This window comes from Roseobacter sp. YIN89 (assembly GCF_057219365.1).
Genome location: NZ_JBXVVD010000001.1, coordinates 910,239 through 929,224 on the forward strand (window position 1 = coordinate 910,239; position 18,986 = coordinate 929,224).

At 54.2% G+C, this 18,986-nt stretch carries 17 protein-coding genes; 8 read left to right on the forward strand and 9 right to left on the reverse strand.

The features are described 5' to 3' along the window. Positions 1-120: 120 nt before the first annotated feature. Positions 121-879, reverse strand: a complete 759-nt coding sequence (locus tag AC2D8V_RS04480; protein WP_484732313.1) for an alpha/beta fold hydrolase — start codon at positions 877-879, stop codon at positions 121-123. Between the two features lie 156 nt (positions 880-1,035). On the opposite strand from AC2D8V_RS04480, the gene AC2D8V_RS04485 reads away from it, so the two are divergent. The 5 genes from AC2D8V_RS04485 (at position 1,036) to AC2D8V_RS04505 (ending at position 5,398) form a co-directional block, all read left to right on the forward strand. Further along, on the forward strand, positions 1,036-1,497 hold the full coding sequence (locus AC2D8V_RS04485) for a c-type cytochrome (protein ID WP_484732314.1): 462 nt from the start codon (positions 1,036-1,038) through the stop codon (positions 1,495-1,497). Positions 1,498-1,500: 3 nt separating this feature from the next. Continuing rightward, a complete protein-coding gene (locus tag AC2D8V_RS04490; protein WP_484732315.1) occupies positions 1,501-2,394 on the forward strand; it encodes a c-type cytochrome in 894 nt (297 codons plus the stop codon). A gap of 560 nt (positions 2,395-2,954) precedes the next feature. After that, positions 2,955-3,608 carry a VPLPA-CTERM sorting domain-containing protein gene (locus AC2D8V_RS04495; protein WP_484732316.1) on the forward strand — a complete coding sequence of 218 codons (654 nt, stop codon included), beginning with the start codon at positions 2,955-2,957 and terminating at the stop codon, positions 3,606-3,608. Positions 3,609-4,110: 502 nt separating this feature from the next. Continuing rightward, positions 4,111-4,437, forward strand: coding sequence for a hypothetical protein (locus tag AC2D8V_RS04500; protein ID WP_484732317.1), 327 nt, complete (start codon positions 4,111-4,113; stop codon positions 4,435-4,437). Between the two features lie 481 nt (positions 4,438-4,918). Then, on the forward strand, positions 4,919-5,398 hold the full coding sequence (locus AC2D8V_RS04505; protein ID WP_484732318.1) for a GNAT family N-acetyltransferase: 480 nt from the start codon (positions 4,919-4,921) through the stop codon (positions 5,396-5,398). 56 nt (positions 5,399-5,454) lie between these two features. Here AC2D8V_RS04505 and AC2D8V_RS04510 read toward each other — a convergent pair whose 3' ends face one another. From AC2D8V_RS04510 to AC2D8V_RS04525, 4 genes are all read right to left on the reverse strand, one after another. Then, complete coding sequence (locus AC2D8V_RS04510) at positions 5,455-6,057, reverse strand: response regulator transcription factor (protein WP_484732319.1); 603 nt, start codon at positions 6,055-6,057, stop codon at positions 5,455-5,457. Between the two features lie 533 nt (positions 6,058-6,590). Next, positions 6,591-9,533, reverse strand: a complete 2,943-nt coding sequence (locus AC2D8V_RS04515) for a calcium-binding protein (protein ID WP_484732320.1) — start codon at positions 9,531-9,533, stop codon at positions 6,591-6,593. Between the two features lie 345 nt (positions 9,534-9,878). After that, on the reverse strand, positions 9,879-10,256 hold the full coding sequence (locus AC2D8V_RS04520; RefSeq protein WP_484732321.1) for a phospholipase D-like domain-containing protein: 378 nt from the start codon (positions 10,254-10,256) through the stop codon (positions 9,879-9,881). Between the two features lie 17 nt (positions 10,257-10,273). Further along, a complete protein-coding gene (locus tag AC2D8V_RS04525) occupies positions 10,274-10,411 on the reverse strand; it encodes a hypothetical protein (RefSeq protein ID WP_484732322.1) in 138 nt (45 codons plus the stop codon). 19 nt (positions 10,412-10,430) lie between these two features. On the opposite strand from AC2D8V_RS04525, the gene AC2D8V_RS04530 reads away from it, so the two are divergent. Beyond that, entirely contained in the window at positions 10,431-11,468 is a 1,038-nt protein-coding gene (locus AC2D8V_RS04530; protein ID WP_484732323.1) for a hypothetical protein, read from the forward strand. Positions 11,469-11,692: 224 nt separating this feature from the next. Here the strand turns inward: AC2D8V_RS04530 and AC2D8V_RS04535 are convergent, their stop codons facing one another. Then, a complete protein-coding gene (locus AC2D8V_RS04535) occupies positions 11,693-12,043 on the reverse strand; it encodes a hypothetical protein (protein WP_484732324.1) in 351 nt (116 codons plus the stop codon). Between the two features lie 229 nt (positions 12,044-12,272). Here AC2D8V_RS04535 and AC2D8V_RS04540 point away from each other — a divergent pair, with 229 nt between their 5' ends. Then, entirely contained in the window at positions 12,273-12,953 is a 681-nt protein-coding gene (locus AC2D8V_RS04540; RefSeq protein WP_484732325.1) for a recombinase family protein, read from the forward strand. Positions 12,954-13,273: 320 nt separating this feature from the next. Here the strand turns inward: AC2D8V_RS04540 and AC2D8V_RS04545 are convergent, their stop codons facing one another. After that, positions 13,274-14,656 carry a DUF6538 domain-containing protein gene (locus AC2D8V_RS04545; protein WP_484732326.1) on the reverse strand — a complete coding sequence of 461 codons (1,383 nt, stop codon included), beginning with the start codon at positions 14,654-14,656 and terminating at the stop codon, positions 13,274-13,276. Between the two features lie 101 nt (positions 14,657-14,757). Between AC2D8V_RS04545 and AC2D8V_RS04550 the strand changes: the two genes are divergently transcribed. Continuing rightward, positions 14,758-16,476: an adenylate/guanylate cyclase domain-containing protein gene (locus AC2D8V_RS04550; protein ID WP_484732327.1), complete on the forward strand. Its 1,719-nt coding sequence runs from the start codon at positions 14,758-14,760 to the stop codon at positions 16,474-16,476. 30 nt (positions 16,477-16,506) lie between these two features. On the opposite strand, the gene AC2D8V_RS04555 is transcribed toward AC2D8V_RS04550, so the two are convergent. Beyond that, positions 16,507-17,499 (reverse strand): NAD(P)H-dependent flavin oxidoreductase, encoded by a 993-nt coding sequence (locus AC2D8V_RS04555; RefSeq protein ID WP_484732328.1) that lies wholly within the window; start codon positions 17,497-17,499, stop codon positions 16,507-16,509. Positions 17,500-17,606: 107 nt separating this feature from the next. Next, positions 17,607-18,902, reverse strand: coding sequence for a serine hydroxymethyltransferase (glyA, locus tag AC2D8V_RS04560; protein ID WP_484732329.1), 1,296 nt, complete (start codon positions 18,900-18,902; stop codon positions 17,607-17,609). Positions 18,903-18,986 lie beyond the last annotated feature (84 nt).

Consider the following 18,986-nt stretch of genomic DNA (forward strand, 5'->3'; position numbering starts at 1 on the left):
CAAATTGTCCTGCGTTATAGGCATCGCGCGCCTGCGCGCAAGGGGCAAAGGCGCAGGTGTGGCCCCACTCTGTGCGTTTTCGCCCAACATCAGCCTTTGTCAGCCAAAATTGTCGTTGAATCAGTCCGGCTTGAAGAACCCGCGCAACGCGGCTTCGAATTCGCGAGGTTTGTCCGCGTGCAGCCAATGGCCTGCATCCTTCAACTTGGCAAAATGCGCGCCGGGAAACAGGTCTTTGATCCCGGTCCGGTGTTCAGGCAGGACATAGTCGGAATTCGCACCGGTCAGAAACAGTACGTGGCCGTCGTATCGGCCTGCTACATCGGGAAAGCTCATGATCTTGGGCATCTCCGTCTCCAGCGTGTCGAGGTTGAGACGCCAGCGCTTTTCATTGATATCAAGAGATTGCGTGAAAAAACTGCAAAGCGCCGGCTCAACCCCCTGTGCCGAGAGCTGCGCTTCGGCTTCCGACCGGCGGGTCACGGCGTTGAGATCCACAGCTTTCATCGCGTGAATGTAGGGTAACTGGCTGTGAGTGTACGTCACCGGTGCGATGTCCGCGATAATCATGCGATCGACCAGATCCGGCTGCGTGAGGGCAAGCGTCATCACGGCCTTACCCCCCATGGAATGTCCGACAATCTGCATGGGGCCGCCGAGATGGGTGATAAGCTCTGCTATATCCTGCGCCATTTCAGGATAGCTGTGGGTGTCAGTATGTGGGCTTAGGCCGTGGTTGCGCAGGTCAATGGTAAAGACGCGGAACCTATCCGACAGCCGCTTGGCAATCACGCTCCAATTGCGACCAGACCCGTAAAGCCCGTGAACGATCATGACCGGTGGCGCGCCTGCGTCGCCAAATTCGGAATAACTCAGCATGGCGGCAGAGGTAGCGAAGTTTTACCGCCATGACCAGCGTTTGCCTCCACCGACCTCGCGTCGATCTTGCAGTGCGGCAAGAGGGCTGTGGTACGGACAGATTGACGCAGGGCCACATGGCTCTACACTTCAGATTAACCACAACAGGAGTCTATTATGAACAAGGGTATTTTCAGCGCCGCTGTGCTAGGCGTTACAATTGCGGTCGTTGCGGCAACACAACCGATGGCAGGGGGCCACTCGCCAGTGGAAAAACGCGAAGCGGCCATGGGCGTTGTCGGTAAATCCACCGGATTGATCGGAGACATGGCGAAAGGTGAAAAACCCTTTGACGCGGCGATGGCAAATCAGGCGCTGGCGGATATGCGCGCGGCTGCAGAAGGCTTTGCCGATCTTTATCCCGAAGGGACCGAGGGCGAGACCACCAACAAGTTTCTCGCGGCACCTGCCGTATGGACCGACCGCGCCGGTTTTGAGGCCGAGTTGACCAAGTTTCAGGACGCGCTTGACGCGGCCATCGAGGCGAACCCACAGGACCAAGCCGCGCTTGGCGCTGCCTTCGGCCCGGTTGGACAGTCATGCCGAAGCTGTCATGAAGGTTATCGCTTGCGGCAGTAACCCATGCGCCGTTTTCTAGGCATTGCACTGGCCCTTGCGGTTCTGGCGGGCGCGGTGGGGCTGTGGCTCACCCGCCCCACCAGTGTCACGACCGCCGAGCTTCCAACGCATCAGGCGGACGCTTCGCGCGGGGCGCTGATATTTCACGCGACCGGCTGCGCCTCCTGTCACGCAGCACCAAAAGCCAAGGACGAGGCAAAACTCATACTCGCGGGCGGGCATGAATTTGCCACCGAATTCGGCACGTTTTACGCCCCCAATATCTCGCCTGACACCGAGGCAGGCATTGGAGGCTGGACCGAGGCGGAATTTGTATCTGCCGTGAAATATGGCACATCGCCAGAAGGGCAGCACTATTATCCGGCTTTTCCATACGCCTCCTACATTCGCATGGAAGTGGCCGATATTCTCGATCTCAAGGCATACATCGATACGCTGCCGCCTGATGCAACGCGGTCAAAGCCTCATGATCTGGGCTTTCCCTTTAACATCCGTGCAAGTCTTGGCGGATGGAAGATGCTTTACCTCAACGCCGATCCTGTGTTGCCGCAAACAGACCCGATCTTGGCGCGCGGGCAATACCTTGTAGAGGCCATGGGGCACTGCGCTGAATGTCATACGCCGCGCAACGCGCTGGGCGGTCTCGATATGGCCCGCTGGCTGGGCGGCGGTCCAAACCCCGATGGCAAAGGAACGATCCCCAATATCACACCGGGTGCGCTGGAATGGTCGCAAGGCGATATCGCCTACTATCTGTCCAGCGGGTTTACGCCGGATTACGATAGCGTTGGCGGCTCTATGGTGTCGGTGGTGGAAAACCTGTCCAACCTGCCGCCCGAAGATCTCGACGCGATTGCGGCCTACCTCAAGGCGGTGCCTGCCGTTTCTTCGCGCTGAACCCGAACAAGGCGTGCCCTGATGCCCTTGTCCCCCCTAAACCGGGGTCAGGGAATGCGCAGGGTGTCGAATTGGCAAATTCCCTTTATCATGTTGTTTTTACAAATGATTTGGTCTGGCGCATTTTCTTGGTCGGGACAGTAAGAGATGTCTGCCAAATTCAAACAAAGGGTGTGCCAATACGTCAGTCCGTTTTCATGCGGGCTTCGCGGGATAGGTTATGTAAATCAACAATTTGGAGATTTTGGCGGCGGCATGTTCAACGCAAAAAACCTCCAAGCACGATGGTGGCATCACCTGAGGACCAACTGGAGATGTTATACTCTGAAAGACCCCTGAGAAGGTCTGTGGAATTTTCATGAATTGCACACCGGTGCGGTAAACCCTTCGCTTGACTCAGGGCATAACATATTGATTTAGATTAAATAATTCCGCTCTGTTAACCATTGTTTACAAATCCCCGCTAATGTTTACGATCAACTGCAGGCGCTTACGGTTGAATACACGGTCCCGAAAATACGATGGGGCCGATCATATTTATGGGTAGGGGCAATTACACAATGACGATCAAGAAAATTTTGACGGCGTCTGCACTGGCGCTTGCATTTGCCGGTGTCAGTTCCGCTGAGGCGGCGACCTTTAAATGGGAAGTCACAGGCAATGTGCCAGACATGCGGTTTCTCGACACAGACGGCGGAAGTGATACGTACGCCTATGAGCAGCTCAAAGATGCAGTACCTGTTTTCAGTGGACCGGACAGGCTTCGCTTCATCGAGAGATTTCAAACTGTACTTGGAGCCTCATATGGGAGCGCGGAAATAAGCTTAGTGGAAACGTTCGGCGGACCGCGTTGGCATTTTAACAACTGTACTGGCCTTCTCATTCTTAATTGCGGCACGGCATTTTCGGGAACGACTATCGGACCAGATGGCCCGAATAACGGCTTTATTGGCGGTGGTAGTGGTGGAATTTTTTTTGGCGTAACTGAAGGCCGTGTCTCAGGTGGGTTCTGGTATCAAGACGACTCCTTTAACTATTTCGCCATAGGAGCAACCGAATATTTCTATAACAATGGGGTTTCCGTAGAAGGCACTTTTGACACCTCCACTCTACGTTCTGTACCCGTGCCTGCGGCTCTGCCCATGCTACTGGCAGGCATGGCAGGTCTCGGCTTCATCGGTCGGCGTCGAAGGAAAGCAGAGACGGCACTCTAATTGAACGAATACAACTATCATTGCCCCGAACGCTCCTTGTCGGGCTGTTCGGGGCAATGCGTTTGGGAAGGGTTTGTCGCGCACGGTAGGCGACGAGATTTTTTTGGATAAGAAAGCCAGCGAAGCGCCCCGAAGAGCACATCACCAAATGCAACAAATGCGCCACGCGCCGCCGCAAAACCCAGACCAGCCTTGCCGGGGCGCCCTTTGCCACCCAAACTGACGTCAGAGAATGCGGAGGATGTCGGATTAGACCCTTTCCCCTTAGACTATTGTTTTAATTAGATATTTTATGGGACATATGTTCCTAGTTGGTGCAGTCCGTATGTTCCATCGCTTCGAGTAGGAAGTCACTCCAGCTAAATTGAAACCTGTCGAGAAGGGACGGTTCAAAGGCACTAAAGCCGGTAGTCTGGAGACCGATCAACTCTATGCCGCCATTAAGCAGATGGGCGCTAGGGGTACTTGTCGAAATATTGACGATGACGGTAAATGTGCCCCGATGGTCCTGAGCATTGCATGGGCCGATCTGGACAGGGAGGAAGTGCAGAAGGTCTTTCCGAGTTCAAGGTTCATTCCCATCTCGTCCAAAAACCCTCTGCTGCAACCCAAACCAAAAGGGATCATGGTGAAGGTGATCGACTTCCTGAACGAGACAGAACTGGATGAAGTGACATACAAGGATTTGGAAGCCGTAATAAAGAACCCACGGCAACACGCTAAACGCTTCAAGAGCGAGACAGTTCTATTGGAGTGTCACGGTTGGCAGTTCGTCCAAGGTGGTAGGGGCCAACACGGCACACCTAGCAAGTTCATTCGGACGGGTTAATGTACCGTGGCCGGTCTAACGTCCACACTGTTATTTTCTCTTTCAGTAAAGACAAAATTCAAATGTAGTGTTTCTCTAGTAGTACAATCCCTCTAGGAAAATGCTACATTTGGATAATGTACAATAGTATCAATGACTTAATGGCCCATTTTCGTAATTTCTTTGTCTTTTTGTATAACCAAAGTTGGAGGAATGTAGGCCCGGCCAACGTACATTAGCGACCTTCAATGCCACCTCACAGAAATGTCTTGCGCAACGAGACGCTTTGCCCCAAGGCGGTGCATCGGTGTAGAGGTTGGCCCTCGCTAGTTTCTTGGTCGGGGCGCTCAACAACTCGCAAACGATAGGTGCGGTTTACGGCGTCGCGCAGGCAAACGAAGATAAATAAAGTCCGCACCTTGTCTCGACTTGAACGGCCAATGCAAACGCCAAAGGCGCAAGCAGATCGAACGCCGGAAACTGAAATGACCGAGTAACGCCCATGGTACAGATAACATTCACGCGCCTTTCCAGTATCGCAACAGAAGAAATCGTTGCGCATATGTCAGACCCGGCACTGACAGCGCATATGCCACTTCTCCAAGGCGGTTGGGACGCGCAACGTGCTTCTGATTTCGTGTCAATGAAGGAAGCCAGATGGACGCAAGACGGACTGGGTCACTGGGCGTTTCTCTCCGATGGGGCTTACATCGGGTGGGGAGGCTTTCAAAGGGAGGGCCATGACTGGGATTTCGGTTTGGTGTTGAAGCCTTCTGCCTTTGGTTTAGGAACCAAGATCACGGGTCAGACTCTGACGATCGCACGGGACGATCCACTCATCACATCTGTGACATTCCTGCTGCCATCAACGCGCACGAAATTAGGCGCGTTGACGCGTATCGGCGCAATCCACGAGGGAGAAGTGACATATGATGGCGCACTGTTCCGGAAATATCGCCTCGTAACCAACGACGCCGGGTGAGTGTGTCTGTTTACGAACACAGTGCCTTTTCCCGTATTTTGCGCCCTTTGCCGGGTCTAAACCAGATCCCGGTCTCTTCCAATCATGGCTGCGTGCGTCCGGTTCTTGGCATTGAGCTTTCGACAAAGCGTTTTGACATGTAGCTTGATCGTGACTTCTTGAAGGCTCAGGTCAACGCCGATCTCCTTATTGGATTTTCCTTTACATATCCCTCTCAAAACATCGGTTTCACGCTTCGTCAAATCGCCCACCGGTTTGACCTCGGGCTGCTGCAAAAAATCATAGGGCACGTAAGTCTCGCCACACGCCATAAAGTGAACCGCGGATATCATTGATTTTGCCGCCAGCGTTTTTGGCACGAACCCTGCAGCGCCAGCAGCAATAGCGTCTTTTGCGATCCGTGGCGTTGCGGTACCGGACATCAACGCAACGGGGTAATTCGCGTTTGCCTCTTTCATCCGGGGCAAACCCTGCAATCCGTTCATGCCCGGCATGTCAAAATCAAGCAAAACCAGATCAAAACTGCCCGTATCGTCGGCCGCTTCAATCGCCTTTTCGAGGTTTCCGACGCAAACGATCTCGTGGATTCCTTCAGCCTTGAGGAACAACCCGATCGTTTCACGCACAAGATCATGGTCGTCTGCAATTAGGATGCGCATAGACCCAGCGCTGTTTGCTTCACTCTCGTTCAAATCGTCACGCGTCCGCAAAGATACGGCGTTCTGCATTTTCTTCTCCGAACCTCACACTGTTACCGGTGCTGATCCGAGTAATGCCAAATCGTTCGGAAATCGTCCGTTACGAAGTATGCCCCGTCGCGCAATCGCCTAGCTGAGCTATACGAAAGGCAATTTCTTTTATTTACGTGGCGGGGGCTTGGCAAGTTTCCTGAGGTTTAATTCTGCCCGGGCAGCAGATTGCCATCACGGGCAAAACGGACGAGGCATAAGGCCAACGGCTTTGGTTATCGTGTAAATTGCGCAATCAGCATTTCCGTCGCTGCCCGAAAAACTCTGACTCGTACCGCCGGCTCAGTAAGATTAAGATGATGTGTGCTCGGATTTTGAGGTTTTTTGCTTTTGGAATTGAACCTACCGAAGTACGTCCTCCCGCAAATACTCCTTTTGCATCGGTTCACTTCAGCTTAAGGCGCGGGCCCTGCCCCTTGAGGCCGGCCCGCGCTGCTTTACGATCAGACAAAATCGATTTCTGTAAGGGTAGAAATGTCCACGCCAATCAAGGTCACGGTGTCCTGCCCAACGGTGACCAACGCGTCCGCGTTCTCCTGCGTCAGTTCCACGGAAGTATCGAAACTGACCCATTCAGCGTGCGCGGTGAAGTCGAGAAGATCAACCGCATCCTCCCAATCCATTACGAAATCACCGTCTAACGCGTCACCTTGCTCAAAAATGAAGGTGTCGGCGCCCCCGTGCCCAAACAACATGTCAGTACCGGAGCCGCCATCAAGCGTGTCGTCACCACTGCCTGCCCATAACTTGTCATTCCCAGCGTTGCCCGACAAAAGATTGTTCCCGCTGTTGCCTGATAGTCCGTCGACAAAGGCGGAGCCTTCTACATTTTCTATGCCAACCAACCTGTCTCCGAGCGCTTCACCGCTAAAGCCTTCGCCCAAATCGCCTTTACCTACCCAGAGCCGCACATGCACTCCAGAGGCTGCATTGGCATAGCTGGCTGTGTCCACGCCGTCCTGACCTTGCAACAAATCCGCACCAGTGCCGCCTTCAAGAGTGTCGTCACCACGTCCGGCCCAGATACTGTCGTCGTCTGCGCCGCCCATGATTAGGTTACCCACGGCATTGCCCGACAATACGTCCGCAAAGTCTGTTCCGCGCAGGTTTTCAATGGAAACGTATTCATCGCCAAGCGCTTCGCCAGATGATCCGGTTCCAGACCATAGCGCCACATTGACGGCGCTTTGCGCGTCAACATAAGTCGCGGTGTCAGCCCCTATGCCCCCATCAAGCGTGTCGGCACCGGCACCACCATTCAGAATGTCGTCGCCTCCCAGACCATAAAGCTCATCGTCACCCGCCAAGCCTATCAGGATGTCATCACCCTCTGTGCCAGTCAGCGTGTCAGCCTCGTCGGTGCCGGAAACAACGCTCACATTGCTGGGATTGGTCACAAGGAAGCTATCCAAAAGGCTTAACCCCTCGCCGGGATCAATGGCGGCTCCAACTCCAAGTTCAAGAGCAACCCCTTCGAGCGTGGCCACCAATGCGCCGCCCACCGAAATGGTCAAATCGTCCCCTGAAACTCCCTGAGTGATTAACGCCGCCGACGCTGGAACTTCTGCATTGAAGCCCGACAGAATATCAAACCCAATCAAGCCAATCTTATCCGATCCGACTTCAAAATCAGTCACGGTACTTTGGTAGAACTGACCACTGACTGAGGTACCATAGGAAAGGACAAACAAATCCGATCCGCTCCCACCTGTGAAGGTGTTGTACCCGACGCCGACAAGGTGATCATCTCCCGACGTGCCCGAAATCGCGGCCCCGGCTGCCTGAATGGCGATCTCTTCATAGTCCATCACCAGTTCTGCGCTGTAGATTGTTGCAGGCTTGATGTCGCCCTTGACGTAGACCGCCAGATCGAAGTTTTCAGTCAGGTTGAGGCCGTTGCCGGAAACTGTTCCCGCGCCGTTCTGCCAGCCTGCACTGATCGACAGCGGAGAGATATCCTGCGCCCAGTCCAAAAGATTGATCACAGTTTGCGTCTCGGCGCCCACCTCATATTTGATCTCGTCCTTGGTGGGTGGCGGGGGGCTGCTGGGATCAATCGGAATTTCGACGCTTGGCAGGTCTTGCCCGTATTTGTTGGGTTTGAGCCGCCAGCGCGGCCCGATGTCATAATCTGTGCCAGCCTCGTTCAGATCTGCTTCGAACGGCTCACGGCCCATGGTGGTGTACCATGCGTTGGTATAGCCTTCTTGCAGATCTTTCGACAGGGTGCCTAGCTGATCCATTAACGTGCCTTGCACCGCATCTGCCAGCATCTGATCCTTCAGGATCGTGCCTGCCGGGTAAAAGGTCCCGTCGCCCGCGTAATAATCATCCGTGCTGACCCAGACCTCTCGCGCGGGGTTGCCGTCGTCGTCATACGCGGCAATCACTTCGTAGGTCGGCAACTGACCGATTGCTGCTTCGTTTTCAAAATCCTCCGGACGCAACTGGTCATTGGGGTTATTGGTAATGGTGTGATGGACCACGAGTTCGGCCTCTGTAATCTTATACAGCTTGGTCAACTCGCTTTGCAGGTCGGTCTCTGTCCACTCGTCAGGCAACGGCATTTCCGCCTCGATGCGCACATCATTGGGCCTCTTGACGGTATTGCCCCAGCGGTAAAGCAGCTTGCCATCGTCTTTGACCGTCACCGAATAGTCGGTGCTATAGGCGATATCCGTTGTGATCGAGCTTTCATTAGGGTTGAGCGCATCGCGAATATCCACCACGCCATCGCCGTTACGGTCCTCTACGACCACCGGATTACCATCATACGTCGCAGTGCCTGCCAACAGATCAGCAAGGTATTGGTTGTTGAATTCAGGTGTGTCGCTAAGGACAATCAGGTTGTCATCCAGCGTGTAAAGTGCATCGGGATCTTCGGGGTATTTTTGATCCGACAGTACATTTTGCATCACTGTATAGTGCTCAGTAGAGGCTTTGACGGTGTTGCCACCAATACCTGCGAGCCAAGTCCCTAATACGGCTGGCGTCTTGAATGTGTCAGTTGGCGCGTCAGAGACCACAAGGCCCGCCTGCACGCCTTCGATTTTTACATCGCCAACATAACCTTCAAGATAATCCGGCGAGCCGTCGTTATCGAGATCCTGCTCGAAAGTCTTTTGTTCGGCGCCTTCAAAATCAGAGACGTTAAAACCGAACTCACTGTTGACCGGATAAAGCTCGATACCATCGTTGGTCATGCGCGGGTCAGCACTAAAATCCACAACTGGGATTTCGCCGACACCGACATCCCCTTGGGTCAAACCGCTGAATGTGCCGGTCACATCGTCCGTACTGAACACGTGGGTGACGGAGTAAACTGGGTCTGTGTTAAGTGGCTCATCCCAGTCCTGGACATTGCTCGGATCAATTTGATTAGCCATGAAATTCTCCCCTTCTAATGGCTGTTTACGCAGAGCACTTGCTCGAACGCAGAAGGAGTCTATCTGAACCATCAGCAATTACTTTGATACATATCAAAAAATGAATGTATTCGTTGGTGAGGGTGCCGTCAGACGAATTCCAACTCGTCTCTGGGGGGCCAGTGTCACTGCCCTTTGAGCCGCGACACGATCGCCGCCTCGAAGAAGAAGGGGCTGGGTCGCTCGTTGAGTTTGAGTGCGACGGCATCGAGATGCAGACGAAGCATGCGTTCGTGTGTTGTTGCACCAAAGGCCGTTTGGCCATAGTTTTAGGATCTTCGCCTGCAAAAAATTTTAAACAATAGCTTACAATTGTTGTTCTTCGGGTAGCCAACCCGTCAGTCTCGCTATCAACTTACGCAAAAACCCTGCGTTGGGTTCGTCGTAGTAGATTTCGCTGATGCCTGCGCCTTCATATCGCCAAACTGGTTCGCCGTCGGGTCCAGCAACTACGTCGAAGACGTAGTCCCTGACCTCGGCATTCCATTGCTTCAACATATCCGACGCCAGTTGTGGGCTTTCTATGATCATCCCTATTTCAGTATTTTGCCGGATGGACCTAGGATCGATATTTGTCGAACTTACAAACAGTCTTTCTGCATCGATGATTGCGAGTTTCGAGTGAAGCACCAACGGAGTCCGACTGCCTTCGGCTATCAACGGGGCATCTGCGCGAACCTCCATAAACTCAACCCCTGATTTCAGAAGGCGATTCCGGTATGTTGCGTAAATGCGTTGATTTGATAGTTGATCGCGTAGTCCGCAAGCTGAGCCCAAAGAACAAAAGGTAAGGGGGATTTCTTGAGGTCACGCGTTCGATTGGCGGCTTCAATAAGCATACCCGATTGGGTTCAAAGTGTGATCGATAGCAGTCCACGAGGCGATGCTGCGAAAGAGATCAAGCGACTAGCAATTCACATCAAGAATGGCACTGCTTTTCAGAGGTCGTGGAAGAAGGTTAATTGGGTATGGTATGATTACGATCTGCCATATGAAGAGAAAGCTATTGTGTTCTCAGCTACGGCCCACCTTGAGGGTTGGCATTTTAGTGCTGGTAAGATCAACAGGAGCGACATCAAAGTTGATTACCGCAACGTAACGGCTAACTATGTCCCTTGGCCTGTAGGTGTTTCCCATTATCACCGTGATCTGTTGAGCAATTATGACCAACGCACAGCTTTCCTTGATTACCTTGTTGAGCAAATAGGTCTTGCGGTAGAGACAACGCTTCTAGTCTGCCCCAAGGACTTGGAAAGCGACATTGCGCGTAAGTTCCCTCATGCTCATGTTACCCATTATGGGTGTGATGTGGGGAGTAATCTTTACCGAGACTGTTCGGACGTGTGGTTGATTAGCATGTTTCATCAACAAGCTGACGTTCTATTCTCAAAATACCTAGGGCACTCCAAGAAGTTGGCTACCGAGAACAATCTTGAAGAGGGGCAAAATACCCAAGGTAAGTTGATTGACCAGTTGAAGTTTGAACACCATTCAACACATACTAAGCAGATGGGCGCTAGGGGTACATGTCGTGCTGTGGACGGCGATGGAGTGGCCAATAGCATGACAATAAACTGTCTTTGGAAGGATGTAGATTACTTCACTAAGATCATCCCTACAGTGTTCCAAGGATGTAAAATGGTTTATCCTGAAGGTCATGACAAGAAAGTACCCTCCAAGCAGAATACGTCTATCGTAGTTAAGATTGCTGAACACCTTCAAACTACCGATAAGAACTGTGTAACTGCCTCTGACCTGAATAAAATGGGGATTAAGATCAAAGGTACACCTAGAAAAGACAAGATCATCGCTAACGAGGATACGTTCTCAGGACTTGGCTGGAAGTTCTTTGACGGGGTGTCCGGTAAGAAACCCGCTATGTTTGTCAGACAGTAAGGGTTCCACCGGAGCTAGTGCATACATGTATATTTGTTTTAATTTAAATGGACATAAAAGGAGAATGGAGATGGTCACATTGTCCTTAGTGTCCTTAGTGTCCTTAGTGTCCTAAAGGTGGAAGGAGTAGAGTGCCGATTGTCCTCAGTGCCCGAAGGGTTCCAACTCTTAGGATGTTCTCTAAGAACCGGTACCCTTTGTTACCATTGGCTCCGCCGGTACCTTTACGGCCACCTACCACAGTCCTCATACTGTCTTTCAATGCACCAATCGGCTCTACGTCTTACGTCAAATACGAAATCGTCAGTAGGTTTACGATGGAAGACGAAATCTGCCATTGAAAACTTGGCTTTCGGATGCTTGTTGAGATGCGCTATTGTAAGCCACATCAAGCCGGTGTGTCGGTCTTCTGCCTCAGCATCAATCGGATGCAGTAGGACTTCGCCCAGCCGATACATAGCTTCTGTATCACCTTCAATCGCCCTAGTCTCCAGCACGTCAACTGCAACGGCTGTCTGGCCATAGGCTACAGTTCCACTCAGGGCCGCCAGAAGACTGGGAATTAGAAGTCTCATTTGTCTCTTTGCTCCTTGGTGTGCGGAGAACGCTAGTTGCACGTATCCATTTTTTCCAGAGATAATTTTTCGGTGTCATTCAGTAATACGAAGGTACCCCGTGCCCCCCTCGGCCCCCCTCCCGAACATTAGCCATCACATATTTTATTGTGTTTATCTGTCACAACGAACGTTGACATTTGACAAATGGTACATATCCTTGTCCTCACACCACCAATGGAGACAGAGAATGACCATGCAATACGTGACATATCGTAGGGTATCGACCAAAGGACAGGGTGACAGTGGGTTGGGATTGGAAGCACAGGAAAGGGACATTGGGCTATACCTCACTAACTACAGCCCTGAACCGTATGAGGTGATAGGGGAGTTCACTGATGTGCTGTCTGGCACAACGTCAGACCGTCCCGAACTGAACAAAGCAATCAGTATGGCAAAGGACACTGGGGCCACATTACTCGTCAGCAAGCTAGACAGGTTGTCTCGTAAGGTATCTTTCATCGCTACTGTAATGGACGATCCTAGGCTGTCACTCCGGGTCGCCAGTATGCCGAATGCCGACAAGTTCCAACTCCACATCTACGCTGCACTGGCCGAACAGGAACGGGACTTCATATCCAAACGGACCATCGCTGCACTGAAGGAAGCTAAGGCCAAGGGCGTCAAGCTAGGTGGACTGAGAGACAAGACGATGAAGCGCAACGAGGCCCTGAAGGAACAAGCGGACCAACACGCTCAGCACGTCTACCCCATGATTGAGACATACCGGAAAGCAGGGAAAACCCTTCAAGCCATAGCAAACGAACTCAATCGTTTGGACGTTAAGACAGCTAGGGGCGGTAAATGGACAGCCACCACTGTCCGCAGAATAGCCCTGAGAGCCACGGAGAGCGTCACTGAGGGCCGTTAGGTCTATTTGGTAGGGTGGGTAGCCGACAGGCGCTATCGTTGCTGTACGGGCCTTAGAATGACTGTGCTACAATGGTACAATGTACATTATCACCTTCTCACTTAGAAACACTAAGAGCACAATGTACTATGTATACATTGTACTTAGGGTACCATAGGTTGAGTAATTTGTCAAATGACACAAGATGTAGATGCACAGTGGTAACTTGTCACAAGATATACTTGCACAGTGGTGCCTTGGTACACGTTATAGTAGCATAGAATATTGTCTGACCCACCGCAGCCCCGTCTAATACAATCTAACCCATTGTAATTAAATAATTATCGTCCTCTTTGGAAGGTGTACTGTTCCCTAAGGCTCAGCGGTACGATGTAGGTATGGTTCACCCTGTTCAGTGCCTCCCTTCGCACCTCCAAACTGGGGCCGGAACCATAAGCACCAGCTACGTCACCTGAACCATGTCCGGTAATGAAATCATTAACCTCTTTGGGGACTTCGGCATCGCGCAACATGTCTTTCAGGTTTCCCCGTAAGGAGTGAACGACCTTCTGTCTGTCTGTCGTTACCTTCCTAATCCGGTTCATTAGGGCTTTAGAAGCACCGTTCTGAGCCTTCCCATCTTTGTCTCTCTTGAACTGAGGGAACAGTGGCCCCGTTCCTCTTTCACCCATGAACATGTCTTCAATGTAGGTGGGGACTGGAACCATTCGCATTGAGCCTGAGTTCTTCAGGATTGTGTCCACTCCAGTGAGGTCAAAGTACAACTTGCCTGTCTCGTCAGTCTTAATGTCTTCCCAACTAAGCAACGCTGCCTCGTCTAGCCGCATCCCAGTTGTGACAAGGATACTAAACAACACCCGGATATGAGGAGGCATGTCCAAGCCGAACAAGTCTTCAATCTCGTTCTTTTCCAACTTGACCCATTTGGCTGTCTTCTTCCCTAGCTTGGGTGACAGGGTGTAATCGGAGATCGGGTTGGAGGGTATCCAGCCCTTGTTCACTGCGTGTTTGAACATCCCCTTCAGGTAGGTGACACGTTTGGATATCGTCTGATGTGCAGACCCCTTGTCGTGGAGGTCTTGGGCAAATTCTTCCAGCTTCACAGGTGACAACTGATCCAGTGGTATGTCTCCGACAAACTCCACCACCCGCTCAATCGACAACTCAACGTCTCTCTTGGTCTTTTCCCTGCCGAATGACACAGTATCCAGATAGTCCCTGAGAGCCACGGAGAGCAGCGGAGAGCCACTTGGTGATGATGCCTTAGGGGTGACCAGCCTGCGGAGTTCTTCGAGCTTCTCCCTTGCCCTGTTCATCTCGCTAGCGATTGCACTGTCTTCCTCAGGATCACCGATGAACCGCACCTCAGGGTTATCAGCGATCAATTCAATCTGTTGCAGATCGTCTTCGGTCAATTCGTCTGGCGCTGTGTGACCTTGAATGTCGAATGGAACGACGCCCATTTCACAAAGGCTCTTAAAGACTTCATTCGTTCTGTCAGGCTTGGCCTTGGCAAACTCCTCGTAAATCTCAGAAGAAATTGAGTGCTTCAGACGCTCAGCAAGTGACTTGTCCGACGTGCCAGTGGACCGTCTTATCTGCTTTCTGCCCTTGAACAGTGGCCTGAGATCGTCCGGTATCGTGCAGTTAACGTACCACTTGCCCTTGATCATTACTAAGGTAGTGTGAGGGAGTTCGACCATGAGTATGTTCCAAAATATGTTCCGATGTATTGTCTAAGTCATAGTAAACTAATGAAATAAAGGCAATATGAGATGATAGGGGAGGATGTCGGATTCGGCGATTGACCACGATAGTTGCGGCTGATTTGGCGGCCTATTCGCGGCTTATGGCGCTGGACGAAGAAGGCGTCATCGCGCGCCTGAGCCGCATATGGTCCGACGTTGTCGAACCGCCCGTCAAAGACGCGGGCGGCCGGATCGTCAAAACCATGGGCGACGGCTTTCTCGCGGAATTTGCATCACCGACAGAGGCCGTGCGCGCGGCGCTGGCCATTCAGCAGGCCATGTCCCAGCGCGATCTCGACAAGCCGGAAGACGAACGGTTGCGATTTCGGATCGGCATGCACGTGGGCGATGTCGTTGCAATGGAGGACGACATTCTGGGCGAAGCGGTCAACGTCGCAGCACGGCTGGAAGGGATATCCCCCGTGGGTGGCCTGTGCCTCTCGCGTGCGGCGCGCGATCAGGTCAAATCCAAGATCGACCAGAGCCTGACCCCAATCGGAGAGATCAGGGTAAAAAACCTGCCCGAACCGATCGAGGCATGGGTTCTCGGGCAGGGTGCCGAACGGCTGAACTCGGAGGATATCAGCCTGCCGGCGGTTGCGGTCATGCCGTTCGAGGAACTTGGTAGTGAGGACGAATTTTTTGCCGACGGCGTCGTGGATGAAATCACTTCCGCCCTGTCCAGCGTTGGTGAAATCAGCGTCATCGCCCGACAATCAGCGTTCAGTTTCAAAGGGCGCGTGGTCGATATCCGCACCGTCGGGCGAGAGCTTGGTGCTCGCTACATTGTGACGGGCGCGATCAGGCGATCCGGCGCGCGCGTGCGCATCTCGGTGCAACTCGCCTCTGCGATCACTGGCGCCAACATTTGGTCGCAGCGCTTTGACGATGATCTCAAAGACCTGTTCGAGCTTCAGGACCACATCGCGTCGCAGGTGGTCGGGGCGGTGTCGCCATCCATTCGCGCATCAGAAATTGCTGCAGCGCGTGCGGTCGCACCGATGGAGCGACGCGCCCACCACCTCTACATGAGCGCGTTTCCCCACTTCTGGGCGCACAGACGCGACGAAAACGAGCGCGCAATCACGTTGTTAAGCGCGGCAATGGATCAGGACCAAAGCGCTTTTCGCGCGCAGGCACTGAGGGCATGGGCCTATGCGCAACAAGCCACCTACATGTGGAGCGACACACCGCTCGTGTCGCGCCAGCACGCCCAGAAAGACGCCGAAACAGCGGCACTGGCGGCGAGCGATCATGCACCCTCGCTTGTTGCCATTGCCGCAGCACTTGGCATGACCGGGCTTGATCACGACCGTGCCGACCAGATCCTCAGCCGCGCATTGTCACTTGACCCGAATTCGGCGTGGGGGTGGATGCGACTTGGCTGGAACAACCTTTACCGGCAGGACGTGGAAGCGGGTCTGACCGCTTTTGACCGGGCCGAAGAACTGAGCCCGCGCGATCCGTTTCTGTTCAACCTTCATTTTGGCCGCGCCTATGCGCACGGTTTGAACGGCGACTTCGACAAGGCCATCCGTCTTGCCAGACTGGGGCTAAGCGCTGGGCCCGGCGTCACTTGGGCATACCGCGATCTTGCCAGCTTTTGTGCTAATGCGGGCCGGCAGGACGAGGCGGACGAAGCAGTTTCTGCCTTGCTGCAAAGCTATCCGGGTCTGACAATAAGACGCGTGGTCGACAGCATGCCTCCTGCCACGGACTCGCGGCATCACGGCTTTATCGAGGGATTGCGGCGCGCGCGCGTCCCCGAAGGATAGCCGCACCGTGCAACAGCATAACCTCTGCTGTCACAACAGTTCTCCCGCTGCCCGCAGCAGGTGTCGCGCGTCGCGGCAAATGTCGTCAATGATCTCGCCTGCGGGCTGGATCTTGCGCACAAGCGACACACCCTGACCGGCCCACATCGACATGGCGGCGATATCGCCGGTTGTCGAACTGACCGGTGTGCAACTCTGGTAGCGCAGGATCGGGCTGCCGTCGGCGGCCTGTCCCAACTCATCCTCTTCGCCGGGGCGGTTGCCTATCGCTGCCTCACCTGACTGTCGCCATAGCTCGGATGTCGCGTTACCGAGGGCGCGGTGCGGGGCGTTCTCCCACGCAAGATCGTACAGGTCCGCATACCACTCCGCCTGCGTGGCACTGGCTGCCAGAATACGCTCGCGATAGTCGGGGTGGATGTCGGCTTCTTTGCTCGCCAGAAACCGCGTGCCAATCCAGACGCCCTGCGCGCCCAGCATCAGCGCCGCCGCCATGCCGCGCCCGTCCGCGATACCGCCCGCGGCAACAACGGGCACATCGACAGCATCGACAACGGACGGCACCAGCGCGAGCGTTGCGACCTTGCCCCAGACGTGGCCGCCTGCCTCCCAGCCTTGTGCAACGATGACATCCGCGCCGGCGGATTGAGCCTCCAGCGCTTCTTCGGCAGACGCGACAGTAACCATCACTTTCACGCCGGCAGCGGCAGCGCGCGTGATAGCGTCCGGGGTCACGCCCCAGAACAGCGAAACCGCATGCACCCGGGCATCAATACAGGCCTGCAAGTGATCTTCCCACGGGAAGAACATGTTGAGGTTAACCGCAAAATTGCCGCCGGTTCTGGACCGCACGGCCTCGATCCCCTCGGCCACGGCTTCAGGCGCACGGCCCCACAAGGGGATCACACCATACCCGCCGGCATTGCAGACGGCTGCGACCAGATCAGGGCTTGCGACGCTTCCGATCGGCGCGGACAGGATCGGCCTGTCCATTCCCAACGTCTTGCAAAGCGTGTTTTCCACCTTTTTCCCCCGTCAGAACGTATCACAGGCGGAGGCTAGCACAGATCACATTTCACGCAAAAAGCCCCGGCGGTTGCCGGGGCTTTTGGGTAATTAATCCGGAAATATCAGAGGTTCGGATAAAGCGGGAAGCGTGCGCACAACTCGGCCACTTCGGCTTTGACCTTGTCCTCCACCGCGCCATTGCCCTCTTCGCCATTGGCGGCCAGACCGTCCACTACTTCGATGATCCAATCGGCAATCTGACGGAACTCCGGCTCGCCGAAGCCGCGCGTCGTACCGGCAGGAGAGCCGAGGCGGATGCCCGAGGTCACCATCGGCTTTTCCGGGTCAAACGGCACGCCGTTCTTGTTGCAGGTGATATGCGCACGGCCCAGTGCCTTTTCGGTGGCGTTGCCCTTGACCCCTTTGGGGCGCAGATCCACCAGCACCACGTGGGTGTCGGTGCCGTGGGTCACGGTATCCAGCCCACCCTTGATCAGCTGATCCGACAGGGCCTGTGCGTTGATGACAACCTGCTTGATGTAATCCTTGAACGATGGCTGAAGTGCCTCGCCAAAGGCCACGGCCTTTGCTGCGATGACATGCATCAGAGGCCCGCCCTGAATGCCGGGGAAGATGGCAGAGTTGAATTTCTTGGCCAGCGCCTCGTCGTCGGTCAGGATCATGCCGCCGCGCGGGCCGCGCAATGTCTTGTGAGTTGTTGTCGTGGCCACATGCGCGTGCGGGAAAGGCGACGGGTGCTCGCCCGCTGCCACCAGACCGGCAAAGTGCGCCATGTCCACGTGCAGGTATGCGCCCACGCTATCCGCAATCTCGCGCATTTTTGCGAAATCGATCTGGCGGGGAATTGCCGACCCACCGGCGATGATCAGTTTGGGCTGATGCTCTTGCGCAAGCGCCGCGACCTGATCGTAGTCCAGCATGTTGTCCTGCTTGCGCACACCGTACTGAATGGCGTTGAACCACTTGCCCGACTGGTTGGGGCGCGCGCCATGGGTCAGGTGACCACCCGCATCAAGGCTCATGCCCAGAATGGTGTCGCCGGGTTGCAGCAGTGCCTGAAACACACCCTGATTGGCTTGAGACCCCGAATTGGGCTGCACGTTGGCAAAGCCGCAGTTGAACAGTTTGCACGCCCGTTCGATCGCTAGGTTTTCCGCCACGTCCACATACTGGCACCCGCCATAATACCGACGGCCCGGATACCCTTCGGCGTATTTGTTGGTCATGATCGACCCCTGCGCCTCAAGCACGGCGGCAGAGACGATGTTCTCCGAGGCGATCAGTTCAATCTCGTCACGCTGGCGGCCCAGCTCGTCGGTGATCGAGCCGAAAAGCTCGGGATCGCTGTCGGCTAGCGACTGGGTGAAAAATCCGGGGGCGCGGTGTGGGGCGTTCATGAAGGCTCTCCGTGATGAATGAGCAGGTTTTGGCGTGTCACTACGGCAATTTAGGCGGGGACGAAAGAATGTAAACGACCCCCG